This window comes from Terrisporobacter glycolicus ATCC 14880 = DSM 1288 (assembly GCF_036812735.1).
GTDB classification, from domain to species: domain Bacteria; phylum Bacillota; class Clostridia; order Peptostreptococcales; family Peptostreptococcaceae; genus Terrisporobacter; species Terrisporobacter glycolicus.
Genome location: NZ_CP117523.1, coordinates 1,152,504 through 1,169,430, shown reverse-complemented (window position 1 = coordinate 1,169,430; position 16,927 = coordinate 1,152,504). Strand labels below are relative to the sequence as shown.

16 protein-coding genes are annotated in these 16,927 nt (G+C 28.4%); 1 reads left to right on the top strand and 15 read right to left on the bottom strand.

Features of this window, described 5'->3' with window-relative positions; genetic code table 11:
• Window positions 1-2 precede the first annotated feature (2 nt).
• The gene (locus tag TEGL_RS05800) at window positions 3-416 is read left to right on the top strand and encodes a hypothetical protein (RefSeq protein WP_154650599.1); all 414 of its coding nucleotides are present in this window, start codon (window positions 3-5) and stop codon (window positions 414-416) included.
• 179 nt (window positions 417-595) lie between these two features.
• On the opposite strand, the gene TEGL_RS05795 is transcribed toward TEGL_RS05800, so the two are convergent.
• The 15 genes from TEGL_RS05795 to TEGL_RS05725 form a co-directional block, all read right to left on the bottom strand.
• Window positions 596-2,110: a UDP-N-acetylmuramoyl-L-alanyl-D-glutamate--2,6-diaminopimelate ligase gene (locus TEGL_RS05795; protein ID WP_018589251.1), complete on the bottom strand. Its 1,515-nt coding sequence runs from the start codon at window positions 2,108-2,110 to the stop codon at window positions 596-598.
• A 46-nt stretch (window positions 2,111-2,156) separates the two neighbouring features.
• A complete protein-coding gene (locus TEGL_RS05790) occupies window positions 2,157-2,858 on the bottom strand; it encodes an aspartate/glutamate racemase family protein (protein ID WP_018589250.1) in 702 nt (233 codons plus the stop codon).
• Between the two features lie 12 nt (window positions 2,859-2,870).
• Window positions 2,871-4,085, bottom strand: coding sequence for a carboxylate--amine ligase (locus TEGL_RS05785; protein ID WP_018589249.1), 1,215 nt, complete (start codon window positions 4,083-4,085; stop codon window positions 2,871-2,873).
• Window positions 4,086-4,418: 333 nt separating this feature from the next.
• Entirely contained in the window at window positions 4,419-4,772 is a 354-nt protein-coding gene (locus TEGL_RS05780) for a response regulator (RefSeq protein WP_018589248.1), read from the bottom strand.
• Between the two features lie 76 nt (window positions 4,773-4,848).
• Entirely contained in the window at window positions 4,849-5,661 is an 813-nt protein-coding gene (locus TEGL_RS05775) for a CheR family methyltransferase (protein ID WP_018589247.1), read from the bottom strand.
• Complete coding sequence (locus tag TEGL_RS05770; protein ID WP_018589246.1) at window positions 5,645-6,127, bottom strand: chemotaxis protein CheW; 483 nt, start codon at window positions 6,125-6,127, stop codon at window positions 5,645-5,647. Before TEGL_RS05770 ends, TEGL_RS05775 begins: the two co-directional genes overlap by 17 nt.
• Before the next feature lie 21 nt (window positions 6,128-6,148).
• Window positions 6,149-6,628 carry a chemotaxis protein CheD gene (locus TEGL_RS05765; RefSeq protein ID WP_018589245.1) on the bottom strand — a complete coding sequence of 160 codons (480 nt, stop codon included), beginning with the start codon at window positions 6,626-6,628 and terminating at the stop codon, window positions 6,149-6,151.
• Window positions 6,629-6,637: 9 nt separating this feature from the next.
• Complete coding sequence (locus TEGL_RS05760; RefSeq protein WP_018589244.1) at window positions 6,638-7,252, bottom strand: chemotaxis protein CheC; 615 nt, start codon at window positions 7,250-7,252, stop codon at window positions 6,638-6,640.
• A 29-nt stretch (window positions 7,253-7,281) separates the two neighbouring features.
• Complete coding sequence (locus TEGL_RS05755; RefSeq protein WP_018589243.1) at window positions 7,282-8,337, bottom strand: protein-glutamate methylesterase/protein-glutamine glutaminase; 1,056 nt, start codon at window positions 8,335-8,337, stop codon at window positions 7,282-7,284.
• A 30-nt stretch (window positions 8,338-8,367) separates the two neighbouring features.
• On the bottom strand, window positions 8,368-10,518 hold the full coding sequence (locus TEGL_RS05750; protein ID WP_018589242.1) for a chemotaxis protein CheA: 2,151 nt from the start codon (window positions 10,516-10,518) through the stop codon (window positions 8,368-8,370).
• A gap of 216 nt (window positions 10,519-10,734) precedes the next feature.
• Complete coding sequence (locus tag TEGL_RS05745; protein WP_018589241.1) at window positions 10,735-12,492, bottom strand: methyl-accepting chemotaxis protein; 1,758 nt, start codon at window positions 12,490-12,492, stop codon at window positions 10,735-10,737.
• 228 nt (window positions 12,493-12,720) lie between these two features.
• Window positions 12,721-14,436: a methyl-accepting chemotaxis protein gene (locus tag TEGL_RS05740; protein WP_018589240.1), complete on the bottom strand. Its 1,716-nt coding sequence runs from the start codon at window positions 14,434-14,436 to the stop codon at window positions 12,721-12,723.
• A gap of 169 nt (window positions 14,437-14,605) precedes the next feature.
• A complete protein-coding gene (locus TEGL_RS05735; RefSeq protein ID WP_018589239.1) occupies window positions 14,606-15,736 on the bottom strand; it encodes a hypothetical protein in 1,131 nt (376 codons plus the stop codon).
• A gap of 28 nt (window positions 15,737-15,764) precedes the next feature.
• Window positions 15,765-16,028: a flagellar motor switch protein FliN gene (gene fliN / locus TEGL_RS05730; RefSeq protein ID WP_018589238.1), complete on the bottom strand. Its 264-nt coding sequence runs from the start codon at window positions 16,026-16,028 to the stop codon at window positions 15,765-15,767.
• A 3-nt stretch (window positions 16,029-16,031) separates the two neighbouring features.
• The gene (locus TEGL_RS05725) at window positions 16,032-16,919 is read right to left on the bottom strand and encodes a flagellar motor switch protein FliM (protein ID WP_018589237.1); all 888 of its coding nucleotides are present in this window, start codon (window positions 16,917-16,919) and stop codon (window positions 16,032-16,034) included.
• Window positions 16,920-16,927: the final 8 nt, after the last annotated feature.

The window sequence follows — 16,927 nt, the reverse complement described above, 5'->3', positions numbered from 1 at the left end:
TTTTGGAGGTTATAATGATTAAAAATAATGTTTTAAATGAAGAAGTTTGTAAAGAGATATTTGATAAGTTTATTTCTGCATCTAGCGCTAAAACTAATGAAGAATTAATTGTTTTGAGGGATTTTACTATAAGTTACATTCTAGACTACTTCAACAATAATTTAACTCCAAACAATACCCCTTTAGATTTTATTAGTTGTGATGAAATTACTATAGAGATTAAAGATAAGACTACTAATAGAATTTTCAGGAGAAATCTAGATATTTCTTACATAGAAAACTCTAATGGTTTAAAGTTGATGGGTGAAAACTTGAAAGGCGAACCATCAGAAATTGTATTTTTATCTGACACTGCAATAAATAAAATAATTGATATAACTGGTCAAGGATTGAATAAATCAAGATGCCATGACTAATTTTGTTTTCTAATTAATTTAATGATATCATAAGAATTTTCAAAAATCAATTTCACTATAGTATATTTGTGCCTATTTTATTATATAAATAATAATTAATTATTAATATATTTTCATTTAAAGAAGGCATTACATAATAAATGTAATGCCTTTAATATTTTCGTATTACAAATTATTAACTAAGCTAATAATTCTTTTTCTTCTATTACTTTTTTTGCTTCATCTTTTGCAATAGCTATTTCATCAAAAGGTAGTTTTTCTCCATTTATTAATTGGTATTTTTCATGACCTTTACCTGCAAATACTATCATATCTCCTTCTTTAGCATTTCTAATAGTATATTTTATAGCTTCTTCTCTATCTGATATTTTTATTACTTCACAAGAAGAACCTTCAAAAGATTCAGCTATATCATTTATAACATTCATTGGATCTTCAAAATCTGGATTATCTGCTGTAAGTATCGCTAAATCGCATTCACGAGCAGCAACATCACCTAATTCTTTTCTTCTAATTTCAGTTCTACCACCTACTGAACCAAATAAGCATATTAATCTATCATGATCATAGTTCTTCAGAGTTTGTAGTATATTCTCTAAGCTAACACCATTGTGAGCATAATCAACTATTACTGTAGCATAAGGAAGTATTGGTAAAACTTCCACTCTACCACTGACCTTAGCACTTTTTAAAGCATCTATCATAATCTCTTTTTTTACGTCTAAATATTTACACACTGCTACAACTGCCAATGCATTGTAAATGCTAAAAGTTCCTGGAGAACATATAAAGCATGGGAATGTTTCTTCTTTTGTATTACAGTCAAAACTCACTCCTAGTGAGTCTATTTCTTTTGAATATCTTATATTATTAGCAGTTAAATTAGCCTCATTTTCTATTCCAAAAGTCTCCACATCACAAGTTGCTGCATTTATTACATCCTTTGCATAATCATCATCTACATTAATAATACCATGTTTCGCCATTTTAAATAATCTTGCTTTACATTGTAAATAATGTTCAAATGTTGGATGTTCTTTTGGTCCTATGTGATCTGGAGATAAATTAGAGAATATAGCTACATCGAAATCTACATCTTCTACTCTATTTTGCATTATTCCACCAGAAGAAACTTCCATAGATACACATGTTACACCATTATCCAGCATTTTTCTGAATATTCTATGTAACTCATAGCTTTCTGGAGTTGTATTTGATGTAACTTCATAAGTTCCATTGAAGAAAGTCCCATTTGTTCCTACTACACCAGTATTAACTCCTGATTCATTTAAAACAGTTGCAATATAATTAGTTATAGTTGTTTTCCCCTTAGTTCCTGTAACACCAATTATTTTTAGTGAATTAGATGGCTTTTCAAAAAAGTTATGTGATATTCTTGATAAACTTATTCTTGTATCTTCCACAAATAATTTTACAGTATCATTTGGTAGCTCTATAACGTATTTACTAGATTCCATTCCTTTTTGTAGTAAAAATACTCTAGCTCCATTGTCATAAGCATTTTTTGCAAATTTATGCCCATCTACAGTTTCACCTACAAGAGCAACAAATATAAATCCTTCTTTACAACTTCTAGAGTTATATGATATATCTTTTATTTCAATTTCATTAATTTTTTCTAAAGGTAAGTTAGATGTAAAGCTTACATCTTCCATTAATTTAAATAACTTCATAATATACTTCCTTTCTGATTTTAAAAAATAGAGTAGGTTAACTACTCTATTTTAGTTTTCTTCCGCTTCTTAATATAGTTTCCCTAGCAAGTACTTCCAAGGAATCTATATAAAAATTCCCATCTAATTTATTATCATTTTTTAATATAGATAACTCTGTACATCCAAGAATAACTCCATCACAATTATTTTCCTTTAAATAATCTACTATAGAATTGAACTTGTCCATATCAGCTGGTTTTCCACTTTTTATATCATCATAAATTATTTCCATTACTTTAGACTGTCTATTTTCATCTAATACTAAATATTCTATATTATGCTTTTCACACATGTTTTGGTATAAACTAGTTTTAATGTTTCCAGTAGTAGCAAGAATACCTAATTTTTTATGATTAGTCTCTTTGGCATGTTTAATTGTTTCCTCTACAATATTTACTAAAGGTATATTAACTCCTTTAACTATTTTTTCATAGAAATAATGTGCCGTATTACATGTTATTACAATAAAGTCTACACCATATTTTTCTAATTTTTTTGCATCATCTATTAATATCTTTGATGGGTCTTCATTAGATTTTCCTATTATAAAAGCTGTTCTATCTGGTGTAGTTGCTCTATTTGTTATTATCATATCAACATGTTCTTGGTCAGTCTTTGCTTCTGTCATATTTACTACCATTTCATAGAAATACACAGAAGCCATAGGTCCTAAACCGCCTAAAACACCTACAGTTATATTATTCATATTATCACCAATCTACTTACAGTATTTTTTGAATTTTCTAAATTGATTCACATGGTATAAGAATATATACCATCTTCTTTTAAAGTTTCCTTTTAAGTCAGCTTCGTATCCAAATGACGTGGCAGATTTTCCTGCAGCATCTAATTCTTTACACTTATTTACTAATTCTTGACTTTTTACATATTTATATACTACTTCTTTCGGTATACATCTCCAGAAGAAAGGTTCCTTTTGTATTTTTAAGTCTAGCTCTTTGTTGTTAATTCTATCTTCTACAACGAACTTCGCTATGTTATTTCCTGAAGATGTTACATAGTAGTTACTTCTACCTTGTCTTAAGTTTATTTCAAATACTTTATATTTATTGTCTCTTGCATCGTATTTTATATCAAAGTTTGAATATCCTGTGTAGTTTATACTCTCTAAGAAGTTTTTAAATTTAGTCATAACTGATTCATCATACTCAGTTATTATAGCCGCATGATTTCCTATTCCTTTTGGAGTATGTTCTTCTAATAAAACATGTCCTAAACATTGCATTTTAACTTTTCCATTTTTATCTGAGTAACAGGTTAAAACTCTCATGTGGGAGTCATCTCCAGGTATGAAGTCTTGAACTATCATAGATTTTTCATAACCGTGAGAGTATATTTTTTCTATTTCTCTTCTAAATTCTTCTTCATCTTGTATAAGATAAGCTTTATTCATTCCTTCAAAAGCATTTTGGAAGAATGATATACTATCAGATGCTTTTAATATAACCGGATAATTAAATCCAAAGTCACCTATTTCATCACCCTTATTGTATATATATGTTTTTGGATAATCTAACCCATATTCTTCACACATATTGTAAAATAATTCTTTTTCTATTAGCTTATCTTTAAGTTCAGCACCTATATAAGGTACTATATACTTTTCTGATAATATATCTCTATAATCTATTATTAATTCAGCATACTCATCAGTACATCCATGAATTATAAGTTTTTTATTTGGCTCAGCAAGCTCATCTGCCGTTTTTAATAAAACCTTTATGAACTCTTCTTTATTACCCATATTAGGGTCTACTCTAAAATCTATTATATTACTGTCTTTTGTTGCCCCAAGTAACATTTTCCCAAAAGCTATTGACTTTACTCCATAAGCTTCGTGATAAGCTCTAGCCACAGAATAACAGTTTATATCTCCACCAACCAATACAGGTTGAATTTTAAACTTCTCCACTTTATCCACCTCTTATTCTTTTTAAATACATTGGTTATTATACTTTATTTCTCACAATCTGTCAAAAAAACGACTGTTTTGCAAATCTCAACAAATGTTGAAATTTCAATATATATGATAAAACAACTCTTTATCTTAGAATAATATTTTAGTTTGAAAATTTTAATATTATAACTTCCTTATTTATCCATAATTAGTATTTATAACCTCATAAGATTTTAATTAAAATATTACATTATTTAAATCTAAAAATACTATAGATCGACTTATTTTACATAAATCAATCTATAGTATCATATAATTTTTGCATTATTTCTATTTTATATAAATTTCTTATAGCTTTGATAATGCACCTAAAAGTATTTCTTCTTTAAAAGGTTTTACTATAAACCCTTTAGCGCCATATATAATAGCCTCTTTCATTTTTGCTTCTTGTCCTAGAGCTGAAACCATAACAACTGATGCTCCTGGATTTAATTTTTTTATCATTCTCAAAGCTTGTATTCCGTCAAGCTCAGGCATAGTAATATCCATTGTAACTATATCTGGACTTAATTCTTTGTATTTTTCAACAGCTTCTAAACCATTTTCTGCTTCTCCTACTATTTCATACTCATAATTTGAAAGCATATTTTTTATTGTCATACGCATAAAGGCTGCATCATCAACTATTAATACTCTTTTCATAACTTTCCTCCATTGTTTCAAATACATTTTGTTAACTTACTCATACTTATATTTTAATTCTTTTAGGATTCAAAAACTATACTTTATTTTTTTTATATACTGATGGTTTTACTCTTTTTAAATCAGTTTTTAAATTAGATAAACTTTCTGACATTCCAATTATTAAATATCCGCCTGGTTTTAGAGAATCACATAATCTATTAATTAGTTTTTGATTTGTAATATTATCAAAATAAATCATTACATTTCTGCAGAAAATAACATCATATTTTGACTTACTCCAACCTAAGTTATTATTCAAATTAAAATATTTAAATTCTACTAACTTCTTTATATTTGGATTTACCTCATAATTTTTTTCATCTCTTTTTTTAAAATAATTTTGTACCCATGCTGATGGTAATTTTTCTATTTTATCATTTGAGTAAATTCCATCTTTAGCTTGTTTTAATACTTTGTTTGATATATCGGATGCTGTTATAGCTATTCTTTGACTTGAATTAACACCTAGAATACTTGATGCTAACATGGCAATACAATAAGCCTCTTCACCTGTTGATGAAGCTGCTGACCAAATTTTCAACCCTCCAAGTGGAGGTTTTTTTAAACTTGGAACTAATACATTTTCTTTTAAAAACTCAAAGTGCATTTCTTCACGCATAAAATATGTATAATTCGTAGTTAATTTTTCTACTAATATTGATACTTGTTCACCTGTTTTATCTTTCATCAAGTTATCTATATAACTATTATAATCAGAAAATCCTAATCGTTTAACCATCATTAATAGTCTTGTTTCTATTAATGTCCTTTTATTTTCAAGATTAATTCCATAATTATTATACATGAAATTTCTCAGCCTTGCAAAATCTCTATCTGTCAACTGCATAATTATTTTCCTCGACTATCTTCATTAATGAATCACAATCTAGTATTAATTGTACATCATTATTTATTTCACTAACAGATTTTATAAAGTTACTCTTTCCTTCATCTTGACTAGAGTCCATATTCATGTTCTTTTCTGACGAAATATGAATTACTTCATTTACTGTATCTACTATTAATCCTATTTTATTATTGTTATTTTCAATTATAATAATGCAAGTTCTTTCATCATAATTTATAGGTTCTATATCGAACCTCATTCTAGCATCCATAACTGGAATAATAGTACTTCTTAAATTTATAATACCTTTCATGTATTTTGGAAGGAATGGTACCTTTGTTATTGGTAACATTTCTATAATTTCTATAATGTATTTGGATGATAGTGCATACTTTTGATTATTCACGACGAAAACCATATACAAATCATCTATTCTATTTTCTGATTCTACATCATTTGCATACATAGATACTGCCCCCCTTATTAATTAAATTAACGTTTCACCTTTACCCACACTTTTTACATGCAATTTATTAGTTCTTGTATCAAATACAATTGTTCTTCCACAAGTACCTAATGTATCTTCTGATATAATTGGAATATTTAGTTTGGCTAAAGTCTCTTTGCATGATTTTACATTTTTTTCACCAATAGTGAATACACTACTTGATGAATTATTAAAGTTAAACATATGTGCACCGCCGGCTATCTTTGCTCTTATAAATCTAGAATTTGCCCCTAGTTTTTTCATATCTTCATATAATGCCACTATTCCTGTATCAGCATACTTTGCTTTATTTATTAGCATTTTTTCATTTTGAGAGTTAGAAAGTAAAATGTGCACTAATCCTGCAATTTTATTTATCTCATCATAAAGGACTACACCACAACATGAGCCTAGTCCTATAGTCATAATTTTTTGTGGGTCTCTTACAATCTTATACTCTGCTATACCTACCATTTCCATTATATAGTCCTACACAGCAAAGCCTAAAGATGACAATAACTTCGTACAGGATGACACATTAGGAATAAAATAATACTTTCCTTCTATATCATAATCTTCAGTAAAGAAGTCTGTTTCAATACATAATATTGAACTAAAATCTAATCCATATAATGAAATTGGTAAGTTCATTATTGCTCTTACCATATCTATACTAAAGTGAGGTATAGATGGAGTTATAGTTAAATTTGTCATATCTGATATGGCTGTTAAGTATGTTCCACATAATATATTACATATTTCTCCCATTGCGTTTAATTCTTTGCACATCTCTTCGTAATCATCTTTATTATATTTAATTTCTTTGCCTGATAATTTTGAAAGTAAATTAAAAGCAGAATCTATTTTCATGATAACCATGATGAAACCTTCCATATCTCCTGAAAGTTGTAAAACCGTTCCTACTACCAATTCCTCTGGTGAATCGTAGCTCTTTGTAATATCATCAAGTTCAATCATATCACTATTTGGTATTCCAATGTCCACTAATTCATTTAACATTGTAGCTAATGATGTTGATGCATTACCAGACCCTATATTACTAATTTCACGAAATATATTTAATTTATCACAAGTAATTGTCATATATACCCTCTTTCTATCTAGTCTTTAGATTATTTTCTCATTTCATTTCTTTTGAGTTGATTTAGTATTGCGTTTGGAATCATATCTAAAGATGTTTCCTTTATAACCGCACCCATATTCTTTGCTACCATTGGCATGCCATAAACAGTACATGATTGTTTATTTTGGCCAATAGTATATCCACCAGCTTTTTTTATTTCTAATAATCCCCTTGCTCCATCGGATCCCATTCCTGTTAAGATTGCTGCTATGGATTTTTCTTTGGCTTCATTTGCCACAGATTCAAATAAATAATCCACTGATGGACAATGACCACTAACTTTATCGCCTTCTTTAACTTGAATTAAAAATTTATTATTTTTCTTTATAATACCCATTTGCAAACCACCAGGAGCAATATATGCATTCCCTGGCAATACAACTTCTCCATTTTTTGCCTCTTTCACGCTAATTGTGCACTCTCTATCTAAACGTTCTGCATATCTTTTTGTAAATACTGGAGGCATATGTTGAGTTATAACGATTCCAGGTAGTCCTAAAGGTAGCTCTTTTAATACTTTTCCTATTGCCTCTACCCCTCCCATAGATGCTCCTATAGCAATTATCTGATTATTATTGTTTGTTATGCTTGTTGTTTTTTTAGAGTTCATTTTTTTTTCTACAGGTTTACTAACCTTTGCAAGGTTACTTTTTATATCTAATTTAGCTACTGATGCTTCCTTTATTTTAGTAGCCAAATCTATTGCAAATTCGTTCATAGTACTTGATGTCGGTTTATCTACAAATCCTACTGCTCCAGCCGATAAAGCCTCAAAACATTTGTCATTGGCACCACTTATAACAATTGTAGGTATTGGACATTGATTCATTAAAATCTTTAAAAATTCAATTCCATTGACACCTGGCATCTCTATATCTAATGTTAATACATCTGGTCTATATTGTAATACTTTATCCCTTGCATCATAAGAGTCCTTAGCTGTTTCTACTACCTCTAACTCTGGATCTTCTTGAAGATACTTAGATATAACACGTCTAAATATAATCGAATCATCAATTACTAATACTTTTATTTTTTTATCCATTTACTCTTTCTCCTTTTGTATTAGTATATTTTATCTATGTATCATAGCATTAACATCAAGTATAAGGCTAATAGATCCATCTTCTAAAATAGAACATCCCGCCAAATAAGATTGTACTCCTCTAAATTGAGTTAGTATTGCAGGTATTGGTTTAATTACAACTTGTTGCTGTCCTAAAATACTGTCTACAATTAAGCATATATTACCCATCTCGGATTCTACCAAAATCATAATACCGTCATCTTTTTTGATATCACTTAACCCTAAAATTTTTGATAATCTACAAATTTTATAACAATTCCCCCTTATAATACTATGTTCTTCTCCGTTTGGATTTTCAACAATATCATAAGCGCCGTACCTAAATACTTCTTTTATGTTAAGTGAAGGAATAATATATGTTTCATCATCATTTCTAATTTTCATACCATCTACTATGGCCAATGTTAGTGGAATACGTATTGTAAATGTAGTTCCTTTTCCATACTCACTATCTATGCTAATAGAACCTCTTAACTTACGTATATTAGTATAAACAACATCCATACCCACACCTCTACCTGAATACTCAGTTACAGCTTCTTTTGTAGAAAATCCTGGTGCTAATATAAAATTGTATGCTTCTTTATCACTAATTTCGTTAATACTCTTACTAGTTATTCCTTTTTCAATTGCTTTTTTCACAATTGCTTCTTTGTTTAAACCTCTTCCATCATCTTTTATTATTATTAGAATATCTCCGCCAGTATTTTTTGCTTCCAATGTTACAGTTGCTTTCTCTGGTTTTGTTGTGCTTTTTCTTTCTTCTGGTGTTTCAATACCATGATCCATACTATTTCTTACCATATGCATTAAAGGATCTGATATATTTTCTAATATATTTTTATCTACTTCTGTTTGTTCTCCTAATAAGACTAACTCAACTTTTTTGCCCGTTTTTTTGCTCATATCTCTTACTACTCTTTGCATTTTAGTAAAAGTTGATGATATAGGTACCATACGAATAGACATCACAACATCTTGTAATTCATTGGTTAACTGATGTAATCTCCTTGCTTGCTTTTCAAAATTATCTGGATCAAAATTTTCTAGTTGAGATTGTTTTTCAACCATAGATTCAGTAGTTACTATTTCTCCTACTAAATTCATAAGGCTATCTATCTTGTCTATATTAACTGTTAAATAACTATTTTTATTTTCTTTTTTTGTTTGAGTTACTTTATCTTTCTTATTACCTTTAACTTCTTTAACATTATCTTTATTATTATTTAAATCTTCATTAATTTTGCTTATTTCTATATTTTTTTCTACAACTTCTTTGTTTGTAGAATCATTGACAATTTCTACTACTTCCTCAGGCTTTAAATTAACTTCTTCTACTTCTTCAATTTTTTCTACTTTATTTGAAGCTCTAGAAATTTCAGTAATTTGTAAAGTCTTTAAAAACATTGTTTCTTGAAGACATTTTTCTAATGTGGACTTATCATTTTCACTTTTTACATACATAGTAAATCCGTCTTTAATTATTTCTTCATCACAATCTCCCATTAAATCTGCTGGAATAGTCTCATTTATAGTACATAAATCTTCTATTGATGTTGTTACACCAAGAGCCCTTATGCCTTCCATTCCACATCCATTTTCAAATAATACTTTTATGCAATATTTTTTTTCACTACCTATTAGTTCACTGTCATCAGTATCTTCTTTAGTTTGCTGACTTATATTTTCTTCAGCTAAATTAAAGTCCATATCTAATGTGTCTTCATTACTGTCTTCTTCATTTTCTTTCAATAAGTCTAAAACTTTATCATGTAGCTCATCTATACTTGATTCTGGAAGCAATCCCTGTTGAATATTAGAAATTTCTTCTTTAAGAAAGTCAATACTTAGTAATACAACATCTATTATTTGTTCCCATTTTTCAGCAGAAACCACAAGCCCTTTACGTATTTCATCAAAGACGTCTTCTATACAATGTGTCAGAGTTGTTAAACTATCATATCCCATCATGGCAGAAGAACCTTTTATTGTATGCATAGCTCTAAAAATTTCTTCTATTTCTTCCTTTGCCAATCCTCCAGTATCTGAATGATCTACAAGTAAAATTTCTTCTAATTGCTCTAATAGCTGCATGTTTTCTTGTACATAAAATTCATTCATAGAATCTATTCCACTCATATTTATCTCCTTTTATAATAAAAATTTAATATGTTTAATTTTTCATTGTTATTTAACACAACCATTAAATCAAATTAAATGTAATCTTTTGGCATAATTCATTTATATACTATACGGATAAACAATTTTATTCTTTAGTTTTATAAATAAATTAATTTTTCAGTATCTAAATCAATTTTTGTTCCCTAATTTTTATATTAACTATCTAAAATATTTTTAGAAATTTATTGAGTTGTTATTGCTATTTAAATTGTCTTCGAAATTTATAGTATCCTGAAAATTAGAATCTCCTTTTAATTCAAATCTCTCAATAAGTGATTTTAGCAATTGAGCTTGTCCACTTAATTCTTCACTTGCAGCTGCACTTTCCTCACTTGTTGCTGAGTTCGTTTGAACTACTTCTGAAATTTGTTCTAATCCTAAAGTTACTTGATTAATTGCATTTGACTCTTCATCTGATGCTTTTGCAATATCATCTATTAAAACAATAACTTGATAAATTTTATCTATTATTCTTTGTAGTGACTCTGCTGTATTATCAACTATTAAACTTCCATTATCAACTGCCTTTATAGAATTTTCTATTAATGTTGCCGTATTTTTTGCTGCTTCTGCTGATTTTGCTGCTAGATTTCTAACCTCATCTGCCACTACTGCAAATCCTTTCCCTGCTTCACCTGCTCTTGCTGCTTCAACCGCTGCATTTAATGCTAATATATTGGTTTGGAAAGCTATGTCATCGATTGTTTTTATTATTCTTCCTATTTCATTAGATGTAAACGATATTTTTTCCATAGCATTTACCATTTCCTTCATTTTCCCATTTCCTTCTTCTACTTCATTTCCTGCACTTATTGATAGTTCATTAGCATCGCCTGCATTTTTTGCTGTATTTTTAATTTTATTAGATATATCAACTATTGTAGCCGATAGTTCTTCTATTGAACCAGCTTGTTCTGTTGTTCCCTGTGATAACATTTGTGCTCCACTTGCTACTTGTTCTGATGCTGTTTCAACTTCTTGTGATGCTGCATGTATTTGTGACATTGTGTCACTTAGCTCATTTGTAATTTTATTTAAAGAATTTTCAATATAACTAAATACTCCAATATATTCTACCTGAGGCTCTATATTAAAGTTACCTGCTGAAACTTCATTTAATATATTCACAGCATCTTCAATAACTACATTTATCTCTTTACTCATCTTACGCATGCTTTCAGATAGAACTCCCAACTCATCTTCTGACTCATAAGTTATATCTATATTAAAATCGCCTTCAGCCATTTTATTTGCAGCTAATTCTATTTCTTCAATTGGCTCTTTAATTCTCTTTGTAATTCTTATACATACTACTATACCTATTCCGATTGCCGTTAGTGAAAGTAACAGTGCTATTGTTCCTGATTTTTTCACACTACTTGACACCATACTATCATATTCTTTAGCAGCCCTTTCAGCATCATCATATACTTCAACAGAAGTTTGAGTACAGCTATCAAATAAAGCTGTATATTCACTAAGATCTATATCTGATAACGATCCACTAAATTTTTCTTTTTTTGTTTCTTTATATATTTCTTCATATTCTTCTTTTACTAAGTTTATTTCTTTCTCTAACTTTTTCATATCTTCTTTTATTAAATCATTTGTTGTTGGTATATCATTTATTATCCCTATTCTTTTACTTATACTTTCAAAGTCACTTAAAATTATTTTTCTTGGCTCTTCATGTTCCTTAAGCGCAAATGCTCTGTTAATTTGTCTTGATATTGACACTAAATCTCTACGTATTCCCATAGTTTGATTTGTTAGTTGATAAGGCCCTGTATAAATATTGTGGGACATTTCTCCAGCTTTCTTTAAATTGTTTAAAGTATAAAGGCTTGCTAAAGTAGACATTATAAGTACAATAGCAAACGCCATCCCCAATCTTTTTCCAATTTTCATCTCTTTTAAATTAAATTGTTTCATAATTTATTCCTCCATAACTTTTTCATATATAATTCTAAACATTTTATAATATACGGAAATATCATAATTTACTTTATTAAAATAATAAACAACTATATATAAAAAAAATTATTATTGCTTTTTTATTAAAATATATTTAAAAATAAAGAAGCTGATTTCTCAATTAACATAGAAATCAGCTTTTTTATTTTTGACTAAACATATTTAAGATTCTAATTGCCTATAATATTAAATATTAAAATCTAAAACTGTATCATCACCTTTATTTTTTAAATTAAAATCATCTATTAAAGATTTTAATATTTGAGCTTGTCCACTTAGTTCCTCACTTGCAGCTGCACTTTCCTCACTTGTTGCTGAGTTTGTTTGCACTACTGCTGAAATTTGTTCTAATCCTAAAGTTACTTGATTTATTGCATTTGATTCCTCTTCAGACCCTTTTGCTATTCTATCAAGTAAAGAAACTACTTTATTAGTTTTATCCAATATTCTTTGTAAAGATTGAGATGTATTATCAACTATGCTAGTACCATTTTCAACTGCATTTATAGAATTCTCTATTAATGTTGAAGTATTTTTAGCTGCTTCAGCTGATTTTGCTGCTAGATTTCTAACTTCATCTGCTACTACTGCAAATCCTTTACCAGCTTCTCCTGCCCTAGCTGCTTCTACCGCTGCATTTAATGCCAATATATTCGTTTGGAATGCTATATCATCTATTGTTTTTATTATTCTTCCTATTTCATTCGATGTAGATGATATTTCGTCCATGGCAACGATCATATTCTTCATCTTTTCATTACCATCCTCTACTTCTCTGCCTGCATCTGTATATAATATATTTGCTTCCTGTGCATTTTTTGCTGTTTCTTTTACTTGGTTTGATATTTCAACTATAGTTGCAGATAGTTCTTCTATTGATCCTGCCTGCTCTGTAGTACCTTGTGATAACATTTGTGCTCCACTTGCAACTTGGTCTGATGCAGATTGAACTTGGTCTGATGCTACATTAATTTGTGACATTGTATCACTTAATTCATCCGTAATTTGAGCTAAAGATTTTTCTATATTATTGAATACTCCTATGTATTCTACTTTAGGCTCAACATCAAAATTACCTGATGCAATCTCTTTTAGTACATCAACCACATCATCAATCATAACCTTTGTTGTATTACTCATTGTCATCATACTATTTGACAAGCTTCCTAGTTCATCTTCTGATTCATAGTCTATCTCAATATCAAAATCACCTAGTGACATTTTATTTGCTGCAATTTCTAGTTCCTCAATAGGCTGTCTTATTTTTCTTGTAATATATATGCCTATTAAAATAGTTCCAATAGTAATACAAGTACACATTAATACACTAGTTAACCAAGCTTTTTTCACGTTTTTACTTACATTTTCTTTAAATAGATTTCCTTTTTCTATTTCAGCATCGTAAAGAGTTGTTGAATTATTCGCTACCTCAAGATAAGCTAAAAAATAATCACTCTTTTCATCAATAATTGAATTTTCTATTTCTTTTGAGTTGCCTTTCTCTATTACTACCTGTAATTTTTCATATTCTTGTTCCAATTTTTTAATTGAAGTTTCTAACTGTTGAATTAAATTAATATCCACATCAGGACTATTTTTTATTTTTTCGATTCTTTCATTCAAACTATTAAAATTTTCATTAATAGTTGATTCATAGTTTGAAATATCTTTTTCAACTACTGCGTAAGCAATATTTTGGTCAATAGATAAAATATTTCTTCTAATTCCCATAGCCTCATTTGTTAATTGATATGGACCATCAAATAAATCAGTTGTATATCCACCTACTACTCTTAAATTTTTTAGAGATAGTGTAACAATAATTGTAATAGCTATTATTAACATCCCAAAAACCAATGCCATCTTTTTACCAATTTTTAAGTTTTTAAATCTTCTATCCATTTTTCTTCTCCCCTATAGCTTTTTGTCAGAATTTATTTATTTTATTATTTCATTTATTAATATTACGGATACTTTTTCATTTCTTTAATGCAAATTCTTAATAAAAAGTATTTTTTTACATAAAAAAAGTGCATAAGTAAAATTTTATTTTTCTTATACACTTTATTATTTAAGTAGTTTTCACAACTTCTTCTTTGCTAAATTTTTCTTTGTAGGAAAGCATAAACTTTTCCATACACTTTTTAACTTCAATCTCACTTGGCAATACAATACTTTTTCTTTCATCTAATACAAATCTCGTTTCATTTTTGACTAATGCGTTACATGATAGTTTTTTATTTACACTACCTTTCATTTCTGATAGTAGTTTTGAAATTTCTCCTTTAGTTATATTATGTAAAATAACTTTGCATTCCTTTTCAGTCAATATATTATCATATGTTATTCTTTCTAATTCTTCATTAAATATTTCCATTATTGTTTGGCCTTTATTTTTAGCATATTGCTCAGTTATGTATTTACTTATCTTTAAATAAAACAATACTAATATACTCATAGCTAATGATATTATAAAAATAGGTAAAAATAAATATAGATTATCCTTAAATGTGCCTCCATTAGTTATTATCTGTATTATTATAATTGCTAATGTTAATCCTCCAATCAATGAAGCGGTTTTTATATTTTTTATTAGTTTTTTCTTTGTTTTTAAATCATCATCTTCACCAATGTCATCATCTATCATAACATCTAATGGTTTATATAAATCCAGATTATTTATTTTTTTCAAATAGTTAATTTTATCACAAAATCTACCACATTCCTCTTCACCCATTATATCTGTTAATTCTAATTCTTTTATAAAATCTTCACCATATACTGTAGTAGCCCTTATTACTGATTTTTTTAATGCATTTTCTCTGTTATCTCCATTCCATATTGCTAAAGCGTACTCTATACTTCCAGATATGCCTAGAATATGTTCACATTCTATACTTTCATCTATAGCAAATATCTCTATTCCTTTTATCTTTCCTTCATATGATATATCTTTTGCTTGATTATATGTTATAGTACCCCTTTTTAAAACTTTACTTGGATCTATATCCGGGTCTACGGTTAACCCCTCTTTTATTCTTTCCAAGAAATCACTTATAGCTTCTTCATATTTGTCACAAGGTATTTCTATTTTTATAGGCGATCCATCATTATTAACATATCTAAGTTCTCCATAATTTAAACAAGCATCTACACATCGTTCACCTGTACTATTATATTTACTTTTTAACATTTTCGCCATAAATTTTCCATCCTTTGCTATGTAGATATTATTCTAAAGTTTTAACAAGTTCTTCTTCTCCAAGAATACTTGTTATTCTTATTCCAAAATTTTGATCTACGATCACAGCCTCTCCATAACCAATTTTTCTTCCATTTACAAATATTTCAAGTTCTTGATTCTCTAATGTGTCTAACTCTATTAATGACCCTTTCGTAAGTTCAAAAACATCCTTTAATGTCATTTTTGTTCTTCCTAATACTGTACTTATCTCTAATTCTATATCTAATACTCTATCAAAATTCTCTGCCATATTTTATTCCTCCTTACCAATGCTGTCTACAACCACTACACCTCTTTTATTTTCTATAAGCCCAGGTTTACATTTAAAAGATTTTGATCCTGCAATATAAAGTTCTATTTCTTCCTCTATTTTTGAATCTAATTTTATTACATCTCCAACATTTAGGTCTAATAATTCCTGAACTTTAATCTCTGCTTTACCTAATAGGGCAACAACATCTGTACTGGCAGCATAAACATTGTTATATATTGCATTTGTAAATTCAAAGTCATAATCGATATTTTTACTTTTAAAAAGTTTTTTTGTTTCTAATTGTGGTAATATTGGCTCCATACAGCTATATGGCTTACAAAATCTCATTTTTCCTACTTCTTTATTGTCATGTATCATTTTCATATGAGCAATTAATACTGACTCACTTACTGGATATTTTTTGCTAGATCCAAGGTTTAAGTGAACTTCTAATACTTCTCTGTATTCACAACCTTCAACCACATGAAGCTTTGTTAAAAAATTTTCACTGGCATGATGAATTAGCTGCTTATCAATTTCTGTAAGCTCTCTTGTATAATCATCAAAATTACCATCTCCACCTAACATACAATCTATAAAAGTAAGAGCTATACCTTTATCTATTTGGTATATAAGACCATTTACTAAAGGCTGAATTGCATGTTCTACTATAACAGAATCAGAAGTTACCATATTTGTAAATTCTTCATAGTTTGTTTGTTCTATCTTTTCTACCTTACAAACTATATCTTTTTGTTTTAATTCATAATTCAAAAATATATTAATATTTTTACAAAATTCCTCTGCGATAACAGATACGAATCTCATATTGTCGGAAGAATATCTTTGAGGTTTTTTAAAATCATATTTTTTTATATCCTGTACCATAGTATTAT